This is a genomic window from Streptomyces albidus (ex Kaewkla and Franco 2022) (genome assembly GCF_013870515.1).
GTDB classification, from domain to species: Bacteria; Actinomycetota; Actinomycetes; order Streptomycetales; family Streptomycetaceae; genus Streptomyces; species Streptomyces albidus.
Genome location: NZ_JACBXA010000081.1, coordinates 1 through 21,143 on the forward strand (window position 1 = coordinate 1; position 21,143 = coordinate 21,143).

Consider the following 21,143-nt stretch of genomic DNA (forward strand, 5'->3'; position numbering starts at 1 on the left):
GTGCGGCACCGGGCCGGCGGTCTCCTGACCGCCCGCGGCCCTCACGGAAGGCGGCCCGCCTTCCGACGACTGTTCCGGCCTCCGTGGGACCTGCCGTGATGTCGACCGTCCCGCTGTGCAGCAGTCCGGATCGGGCCGCGCGGAACGCCTCGAGCGCCGCCGCCTCTCCGGGGAATTCCATGGACGCGCTCGGCGCACGCCTGGACCGCGCAGGCCCTGGGGGCCACGAGCGCGTCGAGTGCGGCTGCGAGCCGCTCGGCGGGAGCGAGGTGCTGGGCCTGACCTGACACGCCGGGGTGAGCCCAGGACGGCGTCGTGCCGCCCGAGGGCCCGGAGGCGCCCGCCGGGGCTGATCCAACGTTGTAGTGATGCTCGTCGGGACGGCCTGCGCGCAGCGTGCTACGCGCATTGAGCGACGAGCCACGGAGCAAGCGCTCCGCAGCTTCTTCGTCGAGCCACCGGTACCGGTCGTCGTCCGCCATCACGTTTCCCTCAGCGTTCGCGTGGCCTTATGCGTCACACCACGGCCCCCGTCCCACTGGGACGCTCCACGACCCTGCTCCGGTTCTGCCATTCCTTCAGAAGATTCGTCCAGCAGCTCAGCGAGCTTGCGCAACCCCCGATGCGCCGCGGTCCGGACTGCGCCGGGCCGCTTCCCCAGAACCTCGGCGGCGCTCTTGGCGTCCAGCCCCACGACCACCCTCAGCACCACGGCTTCGGCCTGGTCCTGGGGGAGTCTCGAAATCATCGCCATCGTGCGCCCCGTACCGAGCGCTTCCATCGCCTCGTCGGCGGTGTTGGCCCCTGCCGGAAGAACCGCCAGGTCGCTCTCGTCCCCGCCTATCGCGGGCCGCCGGCCCCTCGACCGCAGGTGGTCGAGCGCGCGGTTGCGGGCGATGCGGGCCGCCCATCCCCGGAACCGGTCGGCGTCTCCGCTGAACCGTCCGAGGTCGCGGGCTATCTGGAGCCACGCCTCCGAGGCGACGTCCTCGGCATCGGGTTCGCTCACCAGCGTGCGGACATAGCCGAGCAGCCGCGGGTGCACAGCCCGGTACACAGTGCGGAAGGCGACTTCGTCCCCGCCCTGTGCCGCGCGTACCGCGGCGGTCAACTCCGCGTCGTCCCCCTGCACGGCCGTCTCTCGCCCCACTCCGCGATGTCCCAACGGATCTGGTCACGCCCCTGGTCGGGCGCCTGTCTGTCGTCTCGCTGTGTCTGCATCGGCTCTGCGCCGGCGCCTGCGTTTTCCGTACGCATCAACCAGCATCGATGCGAGAGCACGCTAAGGCCAAGTGTGCGTCATCGTCCACGTAAGTTGACCACGTAACAGAATGCGGATCGGGAACGCTGATAGGAGTACGGGCCTGCCCCTGGCGTGGTGCGCCCGTTCTCGAGGGCGATCGGGGTCTCTCCTGTGGGGGGTGGCGACCCCGGTCGCCTTCGCATGTTCTCAGCCCACGCCGGCGCCCAGCTTCTTGAAGTCTTCCCAGCTCAGAGCCGGTTTTTCCGGGTTCCAGAGCTTCTGCGAGGTCGCCCGCAACGGCATCCGGATCCCCGTCGCGACCTGCTCCGGCGTCTGCGCGCCGGCCTGGTCGCACCACACCGCGAACCGACCGCCCGGGATGTGTTTCGGCCCTGACAACGATTTCGGCACCGGCTTCGTCCCGCGCAGCACCGCCGGGGTCCATTGCTCGTAAATGCGACGCCCTGTCGGATATGTGAAGTTGTTCGGCTGCCCGAGAACGTAGTAGAGGTACTCGTCGTTGAGGTTGATCAACTTCCAGCCCTCCTTCAGGAACTCCACGGGGTTCCGCTCGCCGGCCTCCCTGCCGGTCCAGTACGCGATCTGCCGGTCCCGGTGCGGGCGCACGGCGCCGTCCTCGTGGACGCCGTCGTTCCAGACCTGCGGCGTCTTGCCCTCCTCGCGCACGACCTCGGCCCGGTCGTTGAGCCAGGACGTGGCCAGGTCCTGCACGCCCGCGTCTCGGCCGTCCTCCTCGCGGGCCTTCTTCGCCAGCTGCGGATAGGACGCGTCCGGGTCGCGCTTGGCCAGGGCCAGATACTCGTCGCCGCCCAGATGCCAGTACTTGCCGGGGAACAGGTCGGCGTACTCGCGCAGCAGATCGTCGATGATCTTCGCCGCGTCCGGGTTGGAGATGTCGATGGCGCCCTCGGTCGGTGTGCCCGACTCGTCCTTCAACTGCAGTTCCGGATGGGCCTTGAGGACGGCGCCGAGGTGGCCCGGTGAGTCGATCTCGGGAATGACGGTGATGTGCCGGGACTCGGCGAGTTCGACGATGCTCCGCATCTGCTTCTTGGTCAGCCGCGGCTTGGAGACGATCTCGGGGTGCGAGGTGCTCTCGACACGGAAGGCCTGGTCGTCGGAGATGTGCAACTGGAGCTGGTTGAGCTTCAGGTCGCCCATCTCACGGATGCGCTCCTCGATCCACGAGGCACTGAAGTGCTTGCGCGCGACGTCGAGCATGAGACCGCGCTGCGGGCGGTCGGGCTCGTCGCGTACGACGCCGTCGGCGACGCCCCCGCGGGCCCGGACCGACTGGAGCAGCGTGCGCGTCCCGTAGAAGACACCGGCGTCCGCCGAACCGGAGATCTTCACCTGCCCGTTGCGGCTGCGCAGTTCGTACCCCTCACGCCCCTCCTTCGAGGCGTCGTCCAGGGCCAGTTCGACGTCGGCGGTGTGAGCCGCTCCCCCGGCGAAGGGGACCTTCAGCTCCCGGGCGAGCAGCTTCGCCTCGTCGGCCAGGGGACCGTCGGGGTCTGCGACGACGCGGGTGTACTTCGACGGCTCCCAGCCCGGTCCGCGTACGGGCTGCCAGTCCCTCACGCTCGGGATCGCCGCCGGTGCGGGGCCGGTTCGCGCCGGTGTCGTCGGCGTCGGGACCGCGGATGAGCCGCTCTGACTCCCGGAGCCGCCGCCCGCCTCCTCGGTCGAACAGGCGCTGAGGGTGAGAACAGTCACCGCCCCCGTCACAAGAGCCGTCGTCGAACCCACCAGTTTCTTTGGCCACTTAGGTCCCATATAGATACTCTATTGCCCCTTATTGTCCATTTTCGAATCGAACCCGTCGGTCATGCGAACCGGATCGTTCCCGTCCGGGTGAAATTCACAAACTCGTCGTATCGATCGCGCTCTGCGTCGTTACCGTGGCCGCGGCCCTTCCTGCATCGCTCTATCCGGCATCACACAACGGGTGTTGGGGGGTCGCGGGATGAACCGGTCTTCCATGGTCCCTGCCAGGTTGCCCCGGATTCGTCCCCTCCAGCCGTACGTCTACCGCCCGGGGAGCCCATGCCGCTGCCAAGTCCGCAGAGCGACGAGAGGGCCGCGGCCGAGCCCGCCGCCGGCCTGAAGGATGTCGTTCCGGACGAGACGGCCTCGCTGCCCGCACAGCTGTCGACTCCACTGCCCCGCCCGCTCCCCATGCCCCTCTCCCGCTTCAACGCCGCCCCCGCCCTGGAGGCCTCGGCCCTGCTGATGCACTGCTGCAGCAGCCGCCGCCTGGCCGTCCGGATCGCGGCCTGCCGTCCGTACCCCAACATGGGCGCGCTGGAGGCCGCGTTGGACGAGGCGAGCTTCGACATGACGTCCCAGGATCTGACCGAGGCGCTGGAGGCGGAGTCCTCGCAGATGCTCTCCCCCGGACGCGGCCCGGCGCCGGAGGTGGGGCAGCGCGGGACCCTCGCGGCGTACACGGCCCTGCGAGCCGCGCACGCCGCGTACAACGCGCGCTTCGGTTACCCCTTCCTGATCTGCCTCGACTCGGTCGACCCCGCCGAATGGCTCGACCACGAGCTCGACTCGGTGCGCTCCCGGCTCGGGAACGACCCGGAGGAGGAGCGCGTGGTGGCCGCGGAGGAGCTGCGCCGCCTCGCCCGCGGCAGGCTCATCAGGATGGTCGCGGGGCGCTCGGACAGCCGCGGGGCGCCCGGCTGAGGCAGGCGGCGGGCCTGCCGGCGGCTGCTTGCCCGCCTTCCGCACCAGGCGTTCGCCGATGCCTGATTGATCACACCCGCCCCTCCCGGGACGGTTGTACCGACAAAGCGTCGCTACGATGGCCCAGGCCGGTGGCCCATACCCGGCCGAGCCCGGCCGACACCGCTGCACTTTCCGGAGTCGAAGCTGGCGGCAGGCTCTGACATTTGCTCCCGGAGGGTTTTTTCCGTGCCGGCTGGAACGCTGTACCGCGGCCGGGAAGGTATGTGGTCCTGGGTGGCTCATCGAGTCACCGGTGTCCTCATCTTCTTCTTCCTGTTCGTGCACGTCCTCGACACCGCGCTCGTGCGTGTCTCACCCGAGACGTACGACGAGACGGTGGCGATCTACAAGACACCGCTCGTCAACCTCATGGAGTACGGCCTCGTCGCGGCCGTCCTCTTCCACGCGCTCAACGGCCTGCGGGTCGTCGCCGTGGACTTCTGGTCGAAGGGCGCGAAGTACCAGAAGCAGATGCTGTGGACAGTGATGGGCATCTGGGGCGTCCTCATGGCCGGTGCCTTCTACCCCGTCCTGCAGCACACCCTGCGTTCGCTGTTCGGGAGCTGATGAAGATGTCGACCGAGACCACAGAGGCCGGCACCGACGATGCCCGCCGCTACGACGTGGACAACCCCGCTCCGCTGATCACCGCCCCGCGTGCGCGCACGGCGAGGACCCCGAAGTCGACCCGCACCAACTTCGAGCTGTACGGCTGGCTGTTCATGCGCCTGTCCGGAATCGTGCTCGTCGTCCTGGTCCTGGGCCACCTGCTGATCCAGCTCGTGCTGGACGGCGGCGTGAGCAAGATCGGCTTCGCCTTCGTCGCCGGGCGCTGGGCGTCCCCCTTCTGGCAGGTCTGGGACCTGCTGATGCTGTGGCTCGCGATGCTGCACGGGGCGAACGGCCTGCGCACGGTCATCAACGACTACGCCGAGCGGGACGGCACCCGCCTCTGGCTGAAGATGCTGCTGTACACCGCCACGGTGTTCACCGTCCTGCTGGGCACGCTGGTGATCTTCACCTTCGACCCGAACATTCGCTGACGTACGTACGGGGCTGAGGTAACCCAATGAAGATCCACAAGTACGACACCGTGATCGTCGGCGCCGGCGGCGCCGGCATGCGCGCGGCCATCGAGTCGACGAAGCGCAGCCGCACCGCGGTGCTGACGAAGCTCTACCCCACGCGTTCCCACACCGGCGCGGCCCAGGGCGGCATGGCTGCCGCCCTCGCCAACGTCGAGGAGGACAACTGGGAGTGGCACACCTTCGACACGATCAAGGGCGGCGACTACCTGGTCGACCAGGACGCCGCCGAGATCCTCGCGAAGGAGGCCATCGACTCCGTCCTGGACCTGGAGAGGATGGGGCTGCCGTTCAACCGGACGCCGAACGGCACCATCGACCAGCGCCGGTTCGGCGGCCACAGCCGCAACCACGGCGAGGCGCCGGTGCGCCGCTCGTGCTACGCGGCGGACCGCACCGGCCACATGATCCTTCAGACGCTGTACCAGAACTGCGTGAAGGAGGGCGTGGAGTTCTACAACGAGTTCTACGTCCTGGACCTGCTCATGAACGAGACCGACGGCATCCGCAAGACCGCGGGCGTCGTCGCGTACGAGCTGGCCACCGGCGAGATCCACGTCTTCCAGGCGAAGGCCGTCGTCTTCGCCTCGGGCGGCAACGGCAAGTTCTTCAAGGTCTCCTCCAACGCGCACACGCTCACCGGTGACGGGCAGGCCGCCGCCTTCCGGCGCGGACTGCCGCTGGAGGACATGGAGTTCTTCCAGTTCCACCCGACGGGCATCTGGAAGATGGGCATCCTGCTCACGGAGGGCGCGCGCGGTGAGGGCGGCATCCTGCGCAACAAGGACGGCGAGCGCTTCATGGAGAAGTACGCGCCGGTGATGAAGGACCTCGCCTCCCGTGACGTCGTCTCCCGCGCGATCTACACCGAGATCCGCGAGGGGCGTGGCTGCGGCGCCGACAAGGACCACGTCTTCCTCGACCTGACGCACCTGCCGCCGGAGCAGCTGGACGCGAAGCTGCCGGACATCACCGAGTTCGCCCGTACGTACCTGGGCATCGAGCCCTACACGGACCCGGTGCCGATCCAGCCGACCGCGCACTACGCGATGGGCGGCATGCCGACCAACGTGCAGGGCCAGGTGCTCTCGGACAACGACACACCGGTCCCGGGCCTGTACGCGGCCGGCGAGGTCGCCTGCGTCTCCGTGCACGGCGCCAACCGGCTGGGCACCAACTCGCTGCTGGACATCAACGTCTTCGGACGGCGTGCCGGAATCGCGGCCGCCGACTACGCGTCCACCTCCGACTTCGTCGAACTGCCGGAGAACCCGGCCGCCTTCGTCGAGGGCGAGGTCGAGAACCTGCGGGACGCGACCGGCAACGAGCGGGTCGTGGAGATCCGCAGGGCGCTCCAGGAGTGCATGGACAAGAACGTCATGGTCTTCCGTACGGAGCAGACGCTGAAGGAAGCCGTCGAGGAGATCGGCGAGCTGCGCAAGCGCTACCGCGCGATCAGCGTCCAGGACAAGGGCAAGCGGTTCAACACCGACCTGCTGGAGGCCATCGAGCTGGGGAACCTGCTGGATCTGGCCGAGGTCACGGCGGTCTCCGCGCTGGCCCGCAAGGAGTCCCGCGGCGGTCACTACCGCGAGGACTACCCGAACCGCGACGACGTCAACTTCATGCGTCACACCATGGCGTACCGCGAGGTGGGCGACGACGGCACCGAGTCGATCCGGCTGGACTACAAGCCGGTCGTGCAGACCCGCTACCAGCCGATGGAGCGTAAGTACTGATGAGCACCGCAGTCATGGAGAAGTCCGGCGATTCCGGAGCCGAGGCGTCCGCGGGATCCAAGGCCCCGCACCTGATCACCGTGACCTTCCGGATCCGCCGCTTCAACCCCGAGTTGTCGGCCGACGCGGTGTGGGAGGACTTCACCCTCGAGATCGACCCCAAGGACCGTGTCCTGGACGCGCTCCACAAGATCAAGTGGGAGCTGGACGGGACGCTGACCTTCCGGCGTTCCTGCGCCCACGGCATCTGCGGCTCGGACGCGATGCGGATCAACGGCCGCAACCGGCTCGCGTGCAAGACGCTGATCAAGGACATAACCACCGTCAAGGACGGTCGGAGCGCCAAGCCGATCACCATCGAGGCCATCAAGGGCCTCACGGTCCTCAAGGACCTCGTGGTCGACATGGAGCCGTTCTTCCAGGCGTACCGCGACGTGATGCCGTTCCTGGTCACGACGGGCAACGAGCCCACGCGCGAGCGCTACCAGTCCGACGCGGACCGCGCCCGTTTCGACGACACGACCAAGTGCATCCTGTGCGCCGCGTGCACGAGTTCGTGCCCGGTGTTCTGGAACGACGGGCAGTACTTCGGCCCGGCGGCGATCGTCAACGCGCACCGTTTCATCTTCGACAGCCGTGACGAGGCCGGCGAGCAGCGCCTGGAGATCCTCAACGACAAGGACGGCGTGTGGCGTTGCCGCACCACCTTCAACTGCACGGACGCGTGTCCGCGCGGCATCGAGGTGACCAAGGCCATCCAGGAGGTCAAGCGGGCGCTGATCACGCGCCGCTTCTGAGCGGAACCCGATGAACGGGTCTCTGCCGGTGACGGAAGTCCCAGCGGAGGCCCGTTTCTCGTTGACCGAGTCTCCTCATGCACGAACGGGTCCTGCAGGGGTGCGCGGGACGAGACAGGGGGTCAGGCCGTCGCGCCCACTGCCGCCACGGCCACCGCCGAGGGCAACAGCCAGCACTGGCATCGAAGGAGGACCTGCCGCACAGCGGGGTTCACCGCGCGTGCCGGAAGGAGCAGCACCGGGAGGCCGACCACCCCGGAGGCGATCAACATCCAGCCGCTGACGTCGACGAGAACCGACGTCTCCCCGCTCAGGGCGTCGTCGATGCTCACGATGAGGATCAGAAAGCACATGACAGGCAGCAGGACGAGGGCGGTCGCTGAATCCCTGCGCATCCTGCGTATGTCGGCGGGTGAGTGAGGGCGGGTGCCCGCGCGGTTGTTCGTCATGCGGTGAGTCGAACACCGCGGCGGACGCGCGAGGAATCCGTACACGTACTCACCGATCGGGGACGCCGTACTCATCGCTCCCGGCTGTGGCCCCCTGCCCGGCAACCGTCCCGCAACGGGCGCCACTCGCATGTACAGGCCGCACTTGTGCGTACAGATGCCCCGACTCCCGTTCAGCGAGGGCGATTTCGGGGCACGCTATCGACGCGCAAACCGCAACACAGGCACGTCCACCCGCTCCACTCATCTGCACCACCCCCCGCAGAAGGAGTACGCGTGAGACGCACACGACACATACGCAGAGGCGCCGGGGCACTTGTCGCCGTAGGTGCTCTGCTCGGACTCGCCCTGCAGACGACGCCCGCGAGCGCCGACTCGGGCGGCACCACGCCAGGTTCCGTGGTCTCCAAGACCGCTCAGCACGACTCCGCCGAAACGTGGACCGCAGAGCGGATGCGTAAGGCCGTACCTCTTGATCTCCTCGACGCCGGCTCCCGCGCCGTCGAGCGCGCGGGCCAAGCAGTGCCCCGCGGCGAGGAGTTGAAGGTCCCGGCGGTCAAGCCGGACGCCGGCACCATGGCGCTCCCCGAGGCCGGCGGCCCCTGGTCGGGCGGCGGCGACATCGTCCAGACGTCGGGCCGGGTCTTCTTCAAGATGGGCGGCCGCGACGCCTCCTGTTCCGGCAACGCCGTCACCAGCGACAACGGCAGCACGGTCATGACGGCCGGGCACTGCGTGAAGTACCAGGGCAGCTGGCACACCGACTGGGCGTTCGTGCCCGGCTATCACGACGGCGAGGCCCCGCACGGCAGGTGGACGGCCGCCAAGACGCTGACCACGCCGCAGTGGGAGGCCAGCGAGGACATGAACTTCGACGTCGGCGCGGCCGTCGTGAACCCGCTCGACGGCAAGAAGCTCACCGACGTCGTCGGCGGCCAGGGCCTGTCCTTCAACGCCCCCTACGACACCACCATGTACTCCTTCGGCTTCCCCGCCGCCGACCCGTACGACGGCGCGAAGCTGATCTACTGCAGCGGGACGACCTTCCGCGACTTCCTGCTCACCAGCGACCACGGCCTCTCGTGCAACATGACGGGCGGCTCCAGCGGCGGCCCGTGGTTCACGGAGTTCGACGAGGCCACGGGCACCGGCCTGCAGTCGTCGGTGAACAGCTTCGGCTACACGTTCCTTCCGGACACGATGTTCGGGCCGTATTTCGGTGAGGACGCGCAGAAGCTGTACGACAGCGCCCAGGCCGGCTAAGACCGGTCTGGCCTGCCACCACCGCACCGTCAACGCTCCCGACCTGCGGGGCAGCCGAGCAGACGACCGGTCTCCGGCGCCCGCAGGTTCGGGGGGTGCGGGTCCGGCGGCCGCCGCCACAGAGTGAACTCGCCCTGCGTCCCGGGTGATCCGGGCGTGCCGGACGCCGCGGCTGCCGACGGGGGACGTAGGACGTCGAGGTGACCAGGGCCGTCCTGGAGGTCGAGCGGGCACCGATCGCCCGCCACTTCTGACGCCGCCCTCGCGAAGGGGACGCGCCGCGGATCTTCCCGGGCGCAATGTCATGAGCGGATGCTCAACCCCTTTTCGGCAAGGGGGTCTTCGGGGCAATATCGCCACGCACACCCAGCAAGCAGGTACTTCTGCCTCACCACTCTGCCCGCCCCGCAGAAGGAGAGCACGCGTTGACATATCCACGACACATACGCAAAGGCGCCGGAGCGCTGGTGGCCACCGGCACCTTGCTCGGACTCGTCCTGCAGACGGCACCCGCGAGCGCCGACTCCGGTGCCGGCACTCCCGATTCGGCCGGGCCGACGACGTTGCAGGAACGTTCCTCCGGTTGGACGGCGGAGCGGATGCGGAGCGCCACCTCCCTCGATCTGCCGGACGTCGGCTCCGGCGCGGTCAAGGACGCGGGCAAAGCCGTGCCCCGTGGCGAGGAGTTGAGGATTCCGCCCCTCGTTGGAGGAGAGGGCGACAAGGCGTCCCCCGAGGGCGGCGGTGCGTGGTCGGGCGGCGGCGACGTCACCGAGACCACGGGCCGGGTCTTCTTCAAGTACGGCGGCAAGGACGCCTCTTGCTCGGGCAACGCGGTCACCAGCGACAACGCCAGTACCGTCATGACAGCCGGGCACTGCGTGAAGATGCAGGGCAAGTGGCACACCGACTGGACGTTCGTGCCCGGCTATCACGACGGCGAGGCCCCGCACGGCAAGTGGAGCGCGGGCAAGACGCTGACCACACCGCAGTGGGACGCCGGCGAGGACATGGACTACGACGTCGGCGCAGCCGTCGTGAAGCCGCTGGACGGCAAGAAGCTCACCGACGTCGTCGGCGGCCAGGGCCTGTCCTTCAACGCCCCCTACAACAGCACCATGTACGCCTTCGGCTTCCCCGCCGCCGATCCGTACGACGGCGAGGAGCTGACCTACTGCAGCGGCAGGGCTTTCCAGGACTTTCTGCTGAGCAAGGACCACGCTCTCTCGTGTGACATGACCGGCGGTGCCAGCGGCGGCCCGTGGTTCACGGAGTTCGACGAGGCGTCAGGAACCGGCCTGCAGTCGTCGGTGAACAGCTTCAAGTACAACTTCATGCCGAACGCGATGTTCGGCCCGTACTTCGGCGAGGACGCGCAGACGCTGTACGAGACGGCGCAGTCGAGCTAGTCCCGGCCACACGGCTCTCCAGCCCGGAGCCCCGGGAGTCCGCCGGCGAACGGACTCCCGGGGCTTCGCGGTCACCTCAACTCGTGTTCCGCATCAGGCCTGCCCGCTTCGTCCGCGGTCTTGAGTTGCGGGCCGCGGAAGGTGCGGCGGTAGGTGTTGGGAGTGGTGCCCAGACGTCGGAGAAAGTGGTGGCGGAGGGCTGCGTCGTTACCGAAACCGGAGCGGGCGGCGACGGCGTCGACGGTCAAGGTCGTGTCCTCCAGGAGGTGCTGGGCGCGGAGAATCCGCTGGCCCAGCATCCACTGATGCGGCGTGGTCCCGGTCTCCTGCTGGAAGCGGCGCGCGTAGGTGCGGGGCGCCATGTGGGCCCGGCCTGCCAGCTGCTCCACGGTGATCTGCTCGGTGAGGTGCTCTTCTATCCAGTGCAGCGAGACGCCGATCGCGTCGTCGCCGCACTCCGGGGGGAGCGGGTGCTCGATGTACTGGGCCTGCCCACCTTCACGGTGCGGTGGGACGACCATCCGGCGAGCGATCGCGTTCGCCACCTTGCTGCCCTGCTCCCGGCGCACCAGGTACAGGCAGGCGTCGATGCCGGCGGCGGTGCCCGCAGAAGAGATCACGGAGTCGTCCTCCACGTACAGCACGTCCGGCTCGACCCGCGCCTTGGGATAGCGCTGCGACAACCGCTCGGTGTAGCGCCAATGGGTCGTGCAGCGACGCCCGTCCAGCAGACCGGCCGCCCCCAGCACGAACGCGCCCGAACACACGCTGAGCACCCAGGCACCACGGTCCACAGCCGCGCGCAGAGCAGTCAGCAAGCGCTCGGGGAACTCACACTCCAGGTAGTTCTCCCCCGCCGGCACCACGATCAGGTCGGCGTCGGCAAGGCGGTCGATGCCGTGCGTGGTGCCGATGGTGAACGCTGGAGTGGCGCGGATGGGCGGAGGCTCGGCAGCGACCAGGGCGAAATCGTAGACGGGCAGCCCCTGCCCGCTGCGATCCATCCCGAACACCTCTGCTGCCACGCCGAGCTCGAACGCGTTGACTCCGTGGGTGAGGGCGACGGCTACATTTTTCAGCACATGGCGAGTATGGCAGTAATTCGAGGTTCAGCGACAGTACTGCCACTGACATCGGCAGCTCCGAGGCGCCACCGTAGAGGCATGAACACCGCATTCGAGACCCTCATCGGCATCGTCCTCCTGGCCTTCGTCATCCTCCCCCCGACCATCGGACTCCTCCGCGAACGAGGCATCGACCGCCAGCTGCGCGCCGGCGCCGAAGCCCGCGAACAAGGCGGCGTAACCGCGCGGAACGAGCAGGTGTCCTCCGCTTCCCAGGTGGCGGAGGCCTGCCGGGCGGGCCTCTTCGGCCCTTCGCACCGCCCCGGCCTGCGGCACTGAGTGTCCACAGGTCCGGGACCGGCACCCGGCAGGACGTGACGGCCGTACGCCGCGTCAGGCCCCCGGACCTTCGGAGCGCAGACGCACCTCGCACTCACCGTCGTACGACTGGTACGAGGTGATCGTCTCCGGCACCCGCAGGCTCGGGGTGCTCTGGTACATCGCACGCACCCGTTCGAAGTCGGCTTCGGTCGTGACCTCCGCAGCGGCGTCGAGCACCGCCAGCTCCGCCTCGCCCGGCTCGCTGCTGCGGGAACCGCCGTCCCCGACGCCCCAGGCGTCCCAGGGCAGCACCTCGGCCCTGTTCAGCGCGGCCAGATCCCGGACGACGTTGGCGCGCACCATCCACATGCCCATCAGACCCAGGACGCTGACGCCGAACGTCTTCGGGTCGGCCTCGCCCGTACGGCACCGGCGCCAGCCCTCGCCGGCGACGAGGAAGCTGTCGCGGGGGACGTCCACGGGGTCGAAGTCCAGCTCGTAGGCCGTCTCGATCCGGGAGTCCGGCACGAACTGCGGGTCGCTGAGGACCCAGCCGCGCTCCGGGTGCACGTATTCGGTCACCCAGTGGTCGTCGTGGAAGCCCGGCGCGAAGTAGGTGGCGTAGCCGCAGCGGACGCGGGCGGGGGTGCCGGTGTGCCGCAGCAGTGCGCAGTGCAGCAGGGCGAAGTCGCGGCAGGTGCCCGCGAATCGGTCGAGCGGGCGGCGTGGAGCGGTCAGCGGCGCATCGTCGAGCCGCAGGACGATTTCCAAGATGTCATCTATGTACCGGGTTTCGGCCTCCGAGCGGTACCGGGATTCGGGCAGCGCACACCCGAAACGGCCCGCCTCCTCGCGGTGGATGAGCAAGTGCCGTACCAGCAGCGCCAGTTCGTCGGGGCCGTCGGGCAACTCCGCGAGCTTGTCCGACGTACCGGGATCACTGTGGACGCTCTGCGTTAAATAGAAGTCACGCTCTGCGGGCAGCATGCGCGACAGGGTGGCCCATTTCGGTCCGGATTTCCAGCCGGAGGAACGTCCCATTCCGCAGCCGGTGCACGAGGGTGCGTATGGTGCCCCGCGTGACTCATACAGGGAAAGCACGAGCGGCAGCCGCCGCACTCCTCGTGCTGGCCGTGACCGCGGCCTGCTCGGACGGCGAAGGCGGCTCGGACGACGCACGCAAGCCCGGCAGCGGCACGAACAAGCCGGGCGGCGGTGAGGTGGCGATCAAGGTCGACCGGCCTGTGGCCCTCGCCGACCAGGACGTGGACGTACGCGTCGGCGGGCTCGGCGCACGCGACCGGGTCACGGTCAGCGCCCGCGCCACGGACCAGCGCGGCCAACCCTGGAGCGCCAAGGGCAACTTCACCGCGGACGCGAAGGGCGGCCTCGACCTCGACGAGCAGGCGCCCCGGGGCGGTCGCCCGTACGCGAAGCCGGACAGCACGGGCCTGTTGTCGGCGATGCTTCCGCAGCGCGGTCCCGGCGTGAAGATGATCGGCAGCGGCGACGCGTTCTCCTACCATCCGCCCTCCCCCGCCGAACAGCGCTCGTACCGCCTGAGGTTGACCGTCGAGAAGAAGGGCGAGCAGCTCGCCGAGCGCACCGTCGAACGCCGTTGGCTGACGAGCAAGGTCCGGCACCGCAAGCTGACCGTCGAAAAGGACAGGATCGACGGCGAGATGTACACGCCCCCGGAAGGTGCCCGTAAGCGCCCGCCCGTCCTGGTCTTCGGAGGCTCGGAGGGCGGCAACTCCGGCGAGTACGCGGCGGCACTGCTGGCCGCACGCGGCCACCCCGCTCTGTCCCTGTGCTACTTCCGCTGCGGCAAGGGGTCGGGAAGGCCCAACGCGATCAACATGATCGACCTGGGCTACTTCACCCACGCCGCCCGCGTTCTCGGCCGCGAGCCCGGCGCCGACCCGAAGCGGCTGGCCGTGATGGCCAACTCCCGTGGCAGCGAGGTCGCGCAGCTGCTCGGCCAGCGCCACCCCGCGGTCTTCCGCGACGTCATCGCCTACGCCCCCTCGGCGAAGGTCAACGGCCCCTATCTGGCGGGTTCTTCGGGGCGCGCGGCCTGGGCCGAGAACGGCAACCCCGTCCCCGCGGCCTCCATCCCGCTGGACCGGGTACGCGGCACGGTCCTCGCGGTGGCGGGCGGCAACGACAAGATGTGGGGCTCAGCCGAGGCGGCCCGCAGCATCGCGGACCAGCGGAACGCATCCGGCTCCCGGCACCGGCAGGTCACCTACCCGAAGGCCGGCCACCACGTGAACTGGTTCCCGTACGGGCAGCCCGGCCAGGAGGGCGGTGCGGACGGCAGCGTCGTCGACACCGCCAAGGCCGACCAGGCGGCCCGTCAGGACAGCTGGGCGCAGGTCCTGAAGCTGCTCGGGGACTGAGAAGGGCCGGCCCACGGGGTACGGCCCACCCGAAGACGGCACTCGCGGACCACGCGAAGGCCCGGGGCGCGGATCACGCACCCCGGGCCTTCGCCGTCCCGCTCTCCCGGTGCCGGCAAGGCGGACGGTCAGCCGCCGAGCACCGCTTCGAACTGCTCGAGGCCCCAGTCGAGGTCCTCCTTCGTCACCACCAGCGGCGGCGCGATACGGATCGTCGAGCCGTGGGTGTCCTTGACCAGGACCCCTCGCGCCATGAGCTTCTCGGACAGCTCCCGGCCCGTGCCGTACGACGGGTCGATGTCCACGCCCGCCCACAGGCCGCGTCCGCGCACCTCACGGACGGCGCCGCCGCCGACCAGCACACCGAGCTCGTGGTGCAGGTGGTCGCCCAGCTCCTTCGCCCGCTGCTGGAACTCCCCGGTGCGCAGCATCGCGACGACCTCAAGGGCCACCGCGCACGCGAGCGGGTTGCCGCCGAAGGTGGAGCCGTGCTCGCCGGGCCGGAAGACGCCCAGGACGTCGCGGGAGGAGACGATGGCCGAGACGGGCACGACACCTCCGCCGAGCGCCTTGCCCAGCACGTACATGTCGGGAAGCACGCCCTCGTGCTCGCAGGCGAAGGTCGCACCGGTACGCCCCAGGCCGGACTGGATCTCGTCCGCGATCATGAGCACGTTCCGGGCGCGGGTCGCCTCGCGCACACCGGTCAGATAGCCCGGCGGGGGCACCAGCACGCCCGCCTCGCCCTGGATCGGCTCCAGCAGCACCGCGACCGTGTCGTCGCCGTACTCGTCGAGCGCCGCCTCCATCGCGGCGAGGTCGCCGTAGGGGACGACCACGAACCCGGGGGTGTACGGACCGAAGTCCGCGCGGGCCTCTTCGTCGGTCGAGAAGGAGACGATCGTGGTCGTACGGCCGTGGAAGTTGTTGTCCGCGACGATGATCTTCGCCTGGCCGTCGGGCACGCCCTTGACGCGGTAGCCCCACTTGCGGGCCGTCTTGACCGCCGTCTCCACCGCCTCGGCGCCGGTGTTCATGGGCAGGACCATCTCCATGCCGCACAGCTCGGCGAGCTGCTCGCAGAAGTCGCCGAACCGGTCGTGGTAGAAGGCGCGGGAGGTCAGGGTCACCCGGTCCAACTGGGCCTTGGCGGCTTCGATGAGCCGCTCGTTGCGGTGTCCGAAGTTGAGCGCCGAGTAGCCCGCGAGCATGTCGAGGTAGCGGCGCCCGTCGGCATCCGTCATCCATGCGCCTTCGGCGGAGGCGACTACGACGGGCAGGGGGTGGTAATTGTGGGCGCTGCGCGCTTCGGCGGCGGCGATCAGCCCTTCCGAGGTGGACATCCGGGGTCTCCGTTCGTCTCGTATGGTCCCGCGACCTCCCGCCGTATCTCACGTTGTCCCGTGATGACGGCAAGCGGTGCCTCTTTCTATCGTCCACCCACCGCATCGGGAAGAAACTTTGCACTTCGGTCAGTGCCTTTGCCGGACGGCCACGGACGCCTCGCGACCGTACGCGCGACCCCCCGGAGCCCGCAGGAGCGGACGAGGAGCGGCAGGGAGCGGAAGGCGGCGCACGCCCGGCGACACGGTGCCTCAGCTCACTGCACAAGCGTGCACGCCCGGCCCCCGGGACCTGAGACAATGGGCGCATGGCCAATGACCGTCCGCGTGTGCTCTCCGGGATCCAGCCCACATCGGGTTCGTTCCACCTCGGCAACTACCTCGGCGCCGTGCGCCAATGGGTCGCCCTGCAGGAGACTCACGACGCGTTCTACATGGTCGTCGACCTGCACGCGCTGACGCTCCCGCAGGACCCGAAGGCCCTGCGGGACAACACCCGCCTCGCCGCCGCGCAGCTGCTGGCCAGCGGTCTCGACCCGGAGCGCTGCACGGTCTTCGTGCAGAGCCACGTCCCCGAGCACACCCAGCTGAGCTGGCTGATGGAGTGCATGACGGGCTTCGGCGAGGCGTCCCGGATGACGCAGTTCAAGGACAAGTCCGCGAAGCAGGGCACCGACCGCACCTCGGTGGGCCTGTTCACGTACCCGGTCCTGCAGGTCGCCGACATCCTGCTGTACCAGGCCAACCAGGTCCCCGTCGGCGAGGACCAGCGCCAGCACATCGAGCTGACCCGGAACATCGCGGAGCGGTTCAACGGCCGCTACGGCAACACCTTCACCGTCCCCGAGCCGTACATCCTGCGCGAGACGGCGAAGATCTACGACCTTCAGGACCCGTCGGCCAAGATGAGCAAGTCCGCGTCCTCGCCCAAGGGCGTCGTGGACCTGCTGGACGAGCCGAAGGCCTCGGCGAAGAAGATCAAGAGCGCGGTGACCGACACCGGCAGCGAGATCGTCTTCGACCCCGAGAACAAGCCCGGCATCAGCAACCTCCTCACGATCCACGCCACGCTCACGAACACCGGAATCCCGGAACTGGAGCAGAAGTACGCGGGCAAGGGTTACGGTGCGCTGAAGACCGATCTCGCCGAGATCGTCAGTGAATGGGCGGCTCCGTTCCGCGACCGTACGCGGGATTTCCTGGACGACCCCGAGACGCTGGATTCGATTCTGGCGAAGGGCGCCGAGAAGGCACGCGCCGTGGCCGCGGAGACGCTCGCGCAGGCCTACGACAGGGTGGGGCTGCTGCCCTCGAAGCACTGACCGCGCCGGGGCGGACGCCTTCGGCGCACGACCACCACACCGACCACGGACAGACCGGGAATCGGCAGAATCGCAGAAGGGAGAACGAGGTGGGGACCGTCACGCTCGGCGTATCGATCGCCGTCCCAGAGCCGCACGGCAGCCTGCTCCAGCAGCGGCGTGCGAGCTTCGGCGACCCGGCTGCCCACGGGATCCCCACTCACATCACCCTGCTTCCGCCGACGGAGGCCGACCCGGCGGACCGCCCCGAGATCGAGGCGCACCTGGCCCGCGTCGCCGCGGCGGGGCGCGCTTTCGAGCTGCGGCTCTCGGGCACGGACACCTTCCGTCCCCTCTCGCCCGTGGTCTTCGTCCAGCTCGTCGAGGGCGCGGAGGCGTGCTCCTGGCTCCAGGAGCAGGTGCGAGCGCCGGGCGGCCCGGTGGCGCGCGAGCTGTCCTTCCCGTACCACCCGCATGTGACCGTCGCGCACGGCATCTCCGAGGAGTCGATGGACCGGGCTCAGGAGGAGCTCGCGAACTTCGAGGCGTCCTGGACGGCGAACGGCTTCGCCCTGTACGAGCAGGGCTCCGACCTCGTCTGGCGGCTCCAGCGGAAGTTCGTCTTCGGCTCCGGCGAGGACGGCTCCTCGTCGCTCTCGGCCGTTCCCCGGCAGGTCGCACAGCCCTTCCCCTCGTGCGAGGACGGCGCCGACTCCTTCGCTCCGCTCCGCTGAGCCGCAGCCGGGTGCCTGATCGCACCGGCGCCCCGGGGTGAGAGTCCGCGCAAGGGGTAACCGCTGATCATGGAGTGGCTGACGAAGCTGCCGGTGATCGGGCCCCTGGCCGCGCGGTTCTTCCGGACCCGTGCCTGGCGGGTCTATCTGCACCTGGACGAGCGCAAGTGGACGCGCCTCGCCGCGTCCATCACCTTCACCAGCTTCCTCTCGCTCTTCCCGATGCTCGCGGTCTCCGCCGCCGTGGGGGCGTCGCTGCTGTCACCGGAACGCATGCGGACGTTGCAGGACACCATCAGCCGTCAGGTGCCGGGCATCTCCAAGCAGTTGAACCTGCAGTCGCTCGCCGACAACGCCGGCACCATCGGCCTGATCGCCGGGCTGGCGCTGCTCTTCACCGGCGTCAACTGGGTGGGCACGCTGCGCGAGAGCCTGCGTTCCGTGTGGGACCTGGAGGAGGACCCGGGAAATCCGATCGTCCTCAAGCTCAAGGACCTCGGCGCGCTCGTCGGACTCGGCGCGGTCGGCGTCTTCTCCCTCGGCGGCTCCGCCTTCGCCGTGAACGCCGTCAGCTGGATCGCGGAGCAACTCGGGCTGCGTGAGGGCGGGGTGGGCACCGCTCTGCTCGCCGCGGCCGGATACGGGGCGGCTCTCGTCGCCGACTTCGCGATGCTCTGGTACGTGCTGACCGTGCTGCCAGGTGTGCGGCCGCCCCGCCGGGCGACCCTCCTGGCGTGCGCGATGGGCGCCGTCGGCTTCGAAGTGCTGAAGCTGCTGCTCGGCGGCTACCTCCAGGGCGTCGCCGGCAAGAGTCTCTACGGCGCCTTCGGTACGCCCATCGCGCTGCTGCTCTGGATCAGCTTCATGACGAAGCTGATGCTCCTGTGCGCCTCATGGACTGCCACCGAGCGGACGGAGAAACCGATCGAGGAGATCGACGCCCTGGGCAGCGGAACGCCCGAGCCCGTGGAGTCGGAACGTGCAGCTCGGGGCCCGGGCGACGATGCGGAGCAGGGTGTCAGTCGGTCTTCCGAGCAGCCACCGGATCACCGTCCGGCTCAGGGTCACCGGAGTTCGCGTCGGCGTCGGTTTTCTTCTCTTCTGCGGAAGCGGCGTCGGGAGTCCTCTGAGCATCGGGGCCGTGACCGGAGTCAGGGCCCTGGCCGAACGGAAGACGGCGAAGACGGCTGAGGTCCTGCATCGGCCAGCGGCGGTGAACCGCGTAGGCGAGCCCCGCCAGAACGACCAGACAGACGCCGGTGACGCCGATGGCGACGCCCACACCGCCGGAGTCCTCCCCGCGGCCGTCGCTCCCGTCGGCCAGACCCCCGGCCTGGCCGGCGCCCTTCTTCTTGTCGGCGCTGTCACCGGACTTGCCCGAGGAGCCGGTGCCGCTGGGGGCGACGAGCTCACCGACGGGCTCGACCTGGTCGGCGGCCTTGAAGCCCCAGTCGAAGAGCTTCGCGGTCTCCTTGTAGACCTCGAGTCCGCCCTGGCCGTCGTCGGGATGCATGCAGGTCACCAGCAGGACGCGGTCGCCTCGCTGTGCGACGCCGGTGAAGGTGGCTCCGGCGTTCGTCGTCGAGCCGTTCTTCACGCCGGCGATGCCCGGGTACGGCTCGAGGCCGATGTCGCCGGTCAGCAGCCGGTTGGTGTTCTGGATCTCGTACGTCTCGCGCTTCTTCCCCTTCTTCTTCTCACCGGGGAACTGCGCGCGGGCGGTGGCCGCGTACTCGCGGAAGTCGGCCTTGAGCATTCCGGAACGGGCGAAGAGCGTCAGGTCGTAGGCCGAGGAGACCTGGCCCTTCTTGTCGTAGCCGTCGGGGCTGACGACGTTCGTGTCGTCGGCCCGGAGCTTCTTCGCCTTCTCGTTCATCTCCCGGACGGTCTTGTCCTTGCCGCCGTTCATCGCGGCGAGCACGTGCACCGCGTCGTTCCCGGACCGCAGGAAGACGCCGCGCCACAGGTCGCTCACGGAGTAGGTCTCGTCCTCCTTCACACCCACCAGGCTGCTGCCCTCGCCCATGCCCTCCATGTCCGACCGCTTCACCTTGTGCGTGGCCGTCTTGGGGAACTTCGGCAGCACGGTGTCGGCGAAGAGCATCTTCATGGTGCTGGCCGGGGGGAGCTTCCAGTGCGCGTTGTTGGCGGCGAGCACCTCGCCCGACTCGGCGTCGGAGACGATCCAGGAGCGTGAGGTGATGCCCTCGGGAAGCTTCGGCGGCTTCTTGCCCTGCGCGGGCCGCATCTGCGGGCCCGGGGAGCCGAGTCGCTTCCCGCCGACCGTGGACATGTCCGCGGGAGGTTTCGGGTCCTTGTCGAGCGACGCCGCTTGCGCGGTGCCGGTGAGCGAGGCGGGCACCAGAAGCGCGAGGGACAGTACAGCTGCGGCAGCGGGCACGCGCGGGGCGCGAAGCGAGGAAGTCGGCACAGAGCGAAAGTACATGCCCCTCGAACACTTGTGGACCGCGAGTCCCCCCATGGAACCCGTCAAATAGCCCCTCTCGGCGACCTCCTTAGCCCGATAGCCATACTTGAGACATGCGTCAGTCCTCCGGGACGCGGTCTCCGCGCCCACTCACGCTCAGCCGCCGCGTCTCCTGGTTCCTTCTGGCCTTCGGAGTCTGGTCCTGGTTCGTCTGGATCACCTTCGTCAAGAACCTGTGGAAGGACGGCAGCGGGCTCGCGTTCGACGATGCGGGTGACCCCACCGGATACTTCTGGGTGCACCTGGTGCTGGCCGTCGTCTCCTTCATCCTGGGCACAGCGATCGGTGTCATCGGTCTACGCGGGATGAGGGCTCTGAAGAGTGCGCCCGCTGAGGAGAGAGCCGGATCATGACCGTGGTCTACGTACTCATCGCCCTGGTGGTCGTCTCCTGCCTTCTGGGGGGCGCCCACTGGTACCTGTGGAGACGCCTGGTGCGTGACGTCTCCGCGCGCGGAAGCGTCTGGCGCCGCACGGGCACGGTGCTCGCCTTCGCGCTCCCCGTGGTGGCGGTCCTCAACTTCACACTCGGACGCAGCGAGGTGCCCTTCGCGCTTCAGCAGGTGCTCGCCTGGCCCGGCTACATGTGGCTGGCACTGCTGCTCTACCTGCTGCTCGCCCTCGCGGCCGGCGAGATCGTAAGGCCGCTGCTGCGCCGGGCACTCGCCCGAAGGGACGCCGCTGCCGCACCCTGCACCGAGGAGCCAGGGGCGGGCGTTCCCGACACCGCCGGACCGGACCCCGCTGCTCCC

The 21,143-nt window shown here is 69.2% G+C and carries 19 protein-coding genes and 3 pseudogenes; 14 read left to right on the plus strand and 8 right to left on the minus strand.

The window, feature by feature from the left end:
* The 3 genes and pseudogenes from H5J26_RS31010 to H5J26_RS14655 form a co-directional block, all read right to left on the minus strand.
* A pseudogene (locus H5J26_RS31010) lies at positions 1–181 on the minus strand (hypothetical protein); the annotation flags it as partial.
* Positions 182–481: 300 nt separating this feature from the next.
* Positions 482–1,132, minus strand: coding sequence for an RNA polymerase sigma factor (locus H5J26_RS14650; protein WP_181766300.1), 651 nt, complete (start codon positions 1,130–1,132; stop codon positions 482–484).
* Positions 1,133–1,450: 318 nt separating this feature from the next.
* On the minus strand, positions 1,451–3,040 hold the full coding sequence (locus H5J26_RS14655) for a beta-N-acetylhexosaminidase (RefSeq protein ID WP_181766282.1): 1,590 nt from the start codon (positions 3,038–3,040) through the stop codon (positions 1,451–1,453).
* 270 nt (positions 3,041–3,310) lie between these two features.
* Between H5J26_RS14655 and H5J26_RS14660 the strand changes: the two genes are divergently transcribed.
* The 5 genes from H5J26_RS14660 to H5J26_RS14680 all read left to right on the plus strand — a co-directional run bounded on the left by H5J26_RS14660 (position 3,311) and on the right by H5J26_RS14680 (position 7,618).
* The gene (locus H5J26_RS14660) at positions 3,311–3,955 is read left to right on the plus strand and encodes a 2-oxo-4-hydroxy-4-carboxy-5-ureidoimidazoline decarboxylase (protein ID WP_181766283.1); all 645 of its coding nucleotides are present in this window, start codon (positions 3,311–3,313) and stop codon (positions 3,953–3,955) included.
* 228 nt (positions 3,956–4,183) lie between these two features.
* On the plus strand, positions 4,184–4,564 hold the full coding sequence (gene sdhC, locus H5J26_RS14665) for a succinate dehydrogenase, cytochrome b556 subunit (RefSeq protein WP_181766284.1): 381 nt from the start codon (positions 4,184–4,186) through the stop codon (positions 4,562–4,564).
* A gap of 5 nt (positions 4,565–4,569) precedes the next feature.
* Positions 4,570–5,040: a succinate dehydrogenase hydrophobic membrane anchor subunit gene (locus H5J26_RS14670; protein WP_181766285.1), complete on the plus strand. Its 471-nt coding sequence runs from the start codon at positions 4,570–4,572 to the stop codon at positions 5,038–5,040.
* 26 nt (positions 5,041–5,066) lie between these two features.
* Positions 5,067–6,821 carry a succinate dehydrogenase flavoprotein subunit gene (sdhA, locus tag H5J26_RS14675; protein WP_181766286.1) on the plus strand — a complete coding sequence of 585 codons (1,755 nt, stop codon included), beginning with the start codon at positions 5,067–5,069 and terminating at the stop codon, positions 6,819–6,821.
* Positions 6,821–7,618 (plus strand): succinate dehydrogenase iron-sulfur subunit, encoded by a 798-nt coding sequence (locus tag H5J26_RS14680; RefSeq protein ID WP_181766287.1) that lies wholly within the window; start codon positions 6,821–6,823, stop codon positions 7,616–7,618. Before sdhA ends, H5J26_RS14680 begins: the two co-directional genes overlap by 1 nt.
* Positions 7,619–7,740: 122 nt before the next feature.
* On the opposite strand, the gene H5J26_RS14685 is transcribed toward H5J26_RS14680, so the two are convergent.
* Entirely contained in the window at positions 7,741–8,067 is a 327-nt protein-coding gene (locus H5J26_RS14685) for a hypothetical protein (protein WP_181766288.1), read from the minus strand.
* A gap of 276 nt (positions 8,068–8,343) precedes the next feature.
* On the opposite strand from H5J26_RS14685, the gene H5J26_RS14690 reads away from it, so the two are divergent.
* On the plus strand, positions 8,344–9,330 hold the full coding sequence (locus H5J26_RS14690; RefSeq protein ID WP_181766289.1) for a trypsin-like serine peptidase: 987 nt from the start codon (positions 8,344–8,346) through the stop codon (positions 9,328–9,330).
* Between the two features lie 425 nt (positions 9,331–9,755).
* Complete coding sequence (locus H5J26_RS14695) at positions 9,756–10,739, plus strand: trypsin-like serine peptidase (protein ID WP_181766290.1); 984 nt, start codon at positions 9,756–9,758, stop codon at positions 10,737–10,739.
* Between the two features lie 71 nt (positions 10,740–10,810).
* Here the strand turns inward: H5J26_RS14695 and H5J26_RS14700 are convergent, their stop codons facing one another.
* Positions 10,811–11,821 (minus strand): GlxA family transcriptional regulator, encoded by a 1,011-nt coding sequence (locus tag H5J26_RS14700; protein WP_181766291.1) that lies wholly within the window; start codon positions 11,819–11,821, stop codon positions 10,811–10,813.
* 81 nt (positions 11,822–11,902) lie between these two features.
* Between H5J26_RS14700 and H5J26_RS31495 the strand changes: the two genes are divergently transcribed.
* Entirely contained in the window at positions 11,903–12,142 is a 240-nt protein-coding gene (locus tag H5J26_RS31495; protein WP_181766292.1) for a hypothetical protein, read from the plus strand.
* A 54-nt stretch (positions 12,143–12,196) separates the two neighbouring features.
* Here the strand turns inward: H5J26_RS31495 and H5J26_RS14710 are convergent, their stop codons facing one another.
* A complete protein-coding gene (locus H5J26_RS14710) occupies positions 12,197–13,111 on the minus strand; it encodes a transglutaminase-like domain-containing protein (RefSeq protein WP_181766293.1) in 915 nt (304 codons plus the stop codon).
* 92 nt (positions 13,112–13,203) lie between these two features.
* Between H5J26_RS14710 and H5J26_RS14715 the strand changes: the two genes are divergently transcribed.
* Positions 13,204–14,526: an acyl-CoA thioesterase/bile acid-CoA:amino acid N-acyltransferase family protein gene (locus tag H5J26_RS14715; protein WP_309237913.1), complete on the plus strand. Its 1,323-nt coding sequence runs from the start codon at positions 13,204–13,206 to the stop codon at positions 14,524–14,526.
* 128 nt (positions 14,527–14,654) lie between these two features.
* Here the strand turns inward: H5J26_RS14715 and rocD are convergent, their stop codons facing one another.
* A complete protein-coding gene (gene rocD, locus H5J26_RS14720) occupies positions 14,655–15,869 on the minus strand; it encodes an ornithine--oxo-acid transaminase (protein ID WP_181766295.1) in 1,215 nt (404 codons plus the stop codon).
* 308 nt (positions 15,870–16,177) lie between these two features.
* On the opposite strand from rocD, the gene trpS reads away from it, so the two are divergent.
* The 3 genes and pseudogenes from trpS to H5J26_RS14735 form a co-directional block, all read left to right on the plus strand.
* Complete coding sequence (trpS, locus tag H5J26_RS14725; RefSeq protein ID WP_181766296.1) at positions 16,178–17,191, plus strand: tryptophan--tRNA ligase; 1,014 nt, start codon at positions 16,178–16,180, stop codon at positions 17,189–17,191.
* Between the two features lie 89 nt (positions 17,192–17,280).
* Positions 17,281–17,904 carry a 2'-5' RNA ligase family protein gene (locus tag H5J26_RS14730; RefSeq protein WP_181766297.1) on the plus strand — a complete coding sequence of 208 codons (624 nt, stop codon included), beginning with the start codon at positions 17,281–17,283 and terminating at the stop codon, positions 17,902–17,904.
* Between the two features lie 69 nt (positions 17,905–17,973).
* Positions 17,974–18,750: pseudogene (locus H5J26_RS14735) on the plus strand (YihY/virulence factor BrkB family protein); the annotation flags it as partial.
* A gap of 172 nt (positions 18,751–18,922) precedes the next feature.
* On the opposite strand, the gene H5J26_RS14740 reads toward H5J26_RS14735, so the two are convergent.
* Complete coding sequence (locus H5J26_RS14740) at positions 18,923–20,350, minus strand: D-alanyl-D-alanine carboxypeptidase (RefSeq protein ID WP_181766298.1); 1,428 nt, start codon at positions 20,348–20,350, stop codon at positions 18,923–18,925.
* Between the two features lie 95 nt (positions 20,351–20,445).
* Between H5J26_RS14740 and H5J26_RS14745 the strand changes: the two genes are divergently transcribed.
* Positions 20,446–20,745, plus strand: coding sequence for an SCO4848 family membrane protein (locus H5J26_RS14745; protein ID WP_181766299.1), 300 nt, complete (start codon positions 20,446–20,448; stop codon positions 20,743–20,745).
* A pseudogene (locus H5J26_RS14750) lies at positions 20,742–21,143 on the plus strand (metallophosphoesterase); the annotation flags it as partial. The gene H5J26_RS14745 and the pseudogene H5J26_RS14750, both read left to right, overlap by 4 nt.

What these genes read in the sequence shown, in the direction of transcription:
- H5J26_RS14655 (WP_181766282.1), bottom strand. Translation starts at nt 3,040, where the DNA reads ATGGGACCTAAGTGGCCAAAGAAACTGGTGGGTTCGACGACGGCTCTT.
- H5J26_RS14660 (WP_181766283.1), top strand. Translation starts at nt 3,311, where the DNA reads ATGCCGCTGCCAAGTCCGCAGAGCGACGAGAGGGCCGCGGCCGAGCCC.
- H5J26_RS14670 (WP_181766285.1), top strand. Translation starts at nt 4,570, where the DNA reads ATGTCGACCGAGACCACAGAGGCCGGCACCGACGATGCCCGCCGCTAC.
- sdhA (WP_181766286.1), top strand. Translation starts at nt 5,067, where the DNA reads ATGAAGATCCACAAGTACGACACCGTGATCGTCGGCGCCGGCGGCGCC.
- H5J26_RS14680 (WP_181766287.1), top strand. Translation starts at nt 6,821, where the DNA reads ATGAGCACCGCAGTCATGGAGAAGTCCGGCGATTCCGGAGCCGAGGCG.
- H5J26_RS14685 (WP_181766288.1), bottom strand. Translation starts at nt 8,067, where the DNA reads ATGACGAACAACCGCGCGGGCACCCGCCCTCACTCACCCGCCGACATA.
- H5J26_RS31495 (WP_181766292.1), top strand. Translation starts at nt 11,903, where the DNA reads ATGAACACCGCATTCGAGACCCTCATCGGCATCGTCCTCCTGGCCTTC.
- H5J26_RS14710 (WP_181766293.1), bottom strand. Translation starts at nt 13,111, where the DNA reads ATGCTGCCCGCAGAGCGTGACTTCTATTTAACGCAGAGCGTCCACAGT.
- rocD (WP_181766295.1), bottom strand. Translation starts at nt 15,869, where the DNA reads ATGTCCACCTCGGAAGGGCTGATCGCCGCCGCCGAAGCGCGCAGCGCC.
- trpS (WP_181766296.1), top strand. Translation starts at nt 16,178, where the DNA reads ATGGCCAATGACCGTCCGCGTGTGCTCTCCGGGATCCAGCCCACATCG.
- H5J26_RS14740 (WP_181766298.1), bottom strand. Translation starts at nt 20,350, where the DNA reads ATGTACTTTCGCTCTGTGCCGACTTCCTCGCTTCGCGCCCCGCGCGTG.
- H5J26_RS14745 (WP_181766299.1), top strand. Translation starts at nt 20,446, where the DNA reads ATGCGTCAGTCCTCCGGGACGCGGTCTCCGCGCCCACTCACGCTCAGC.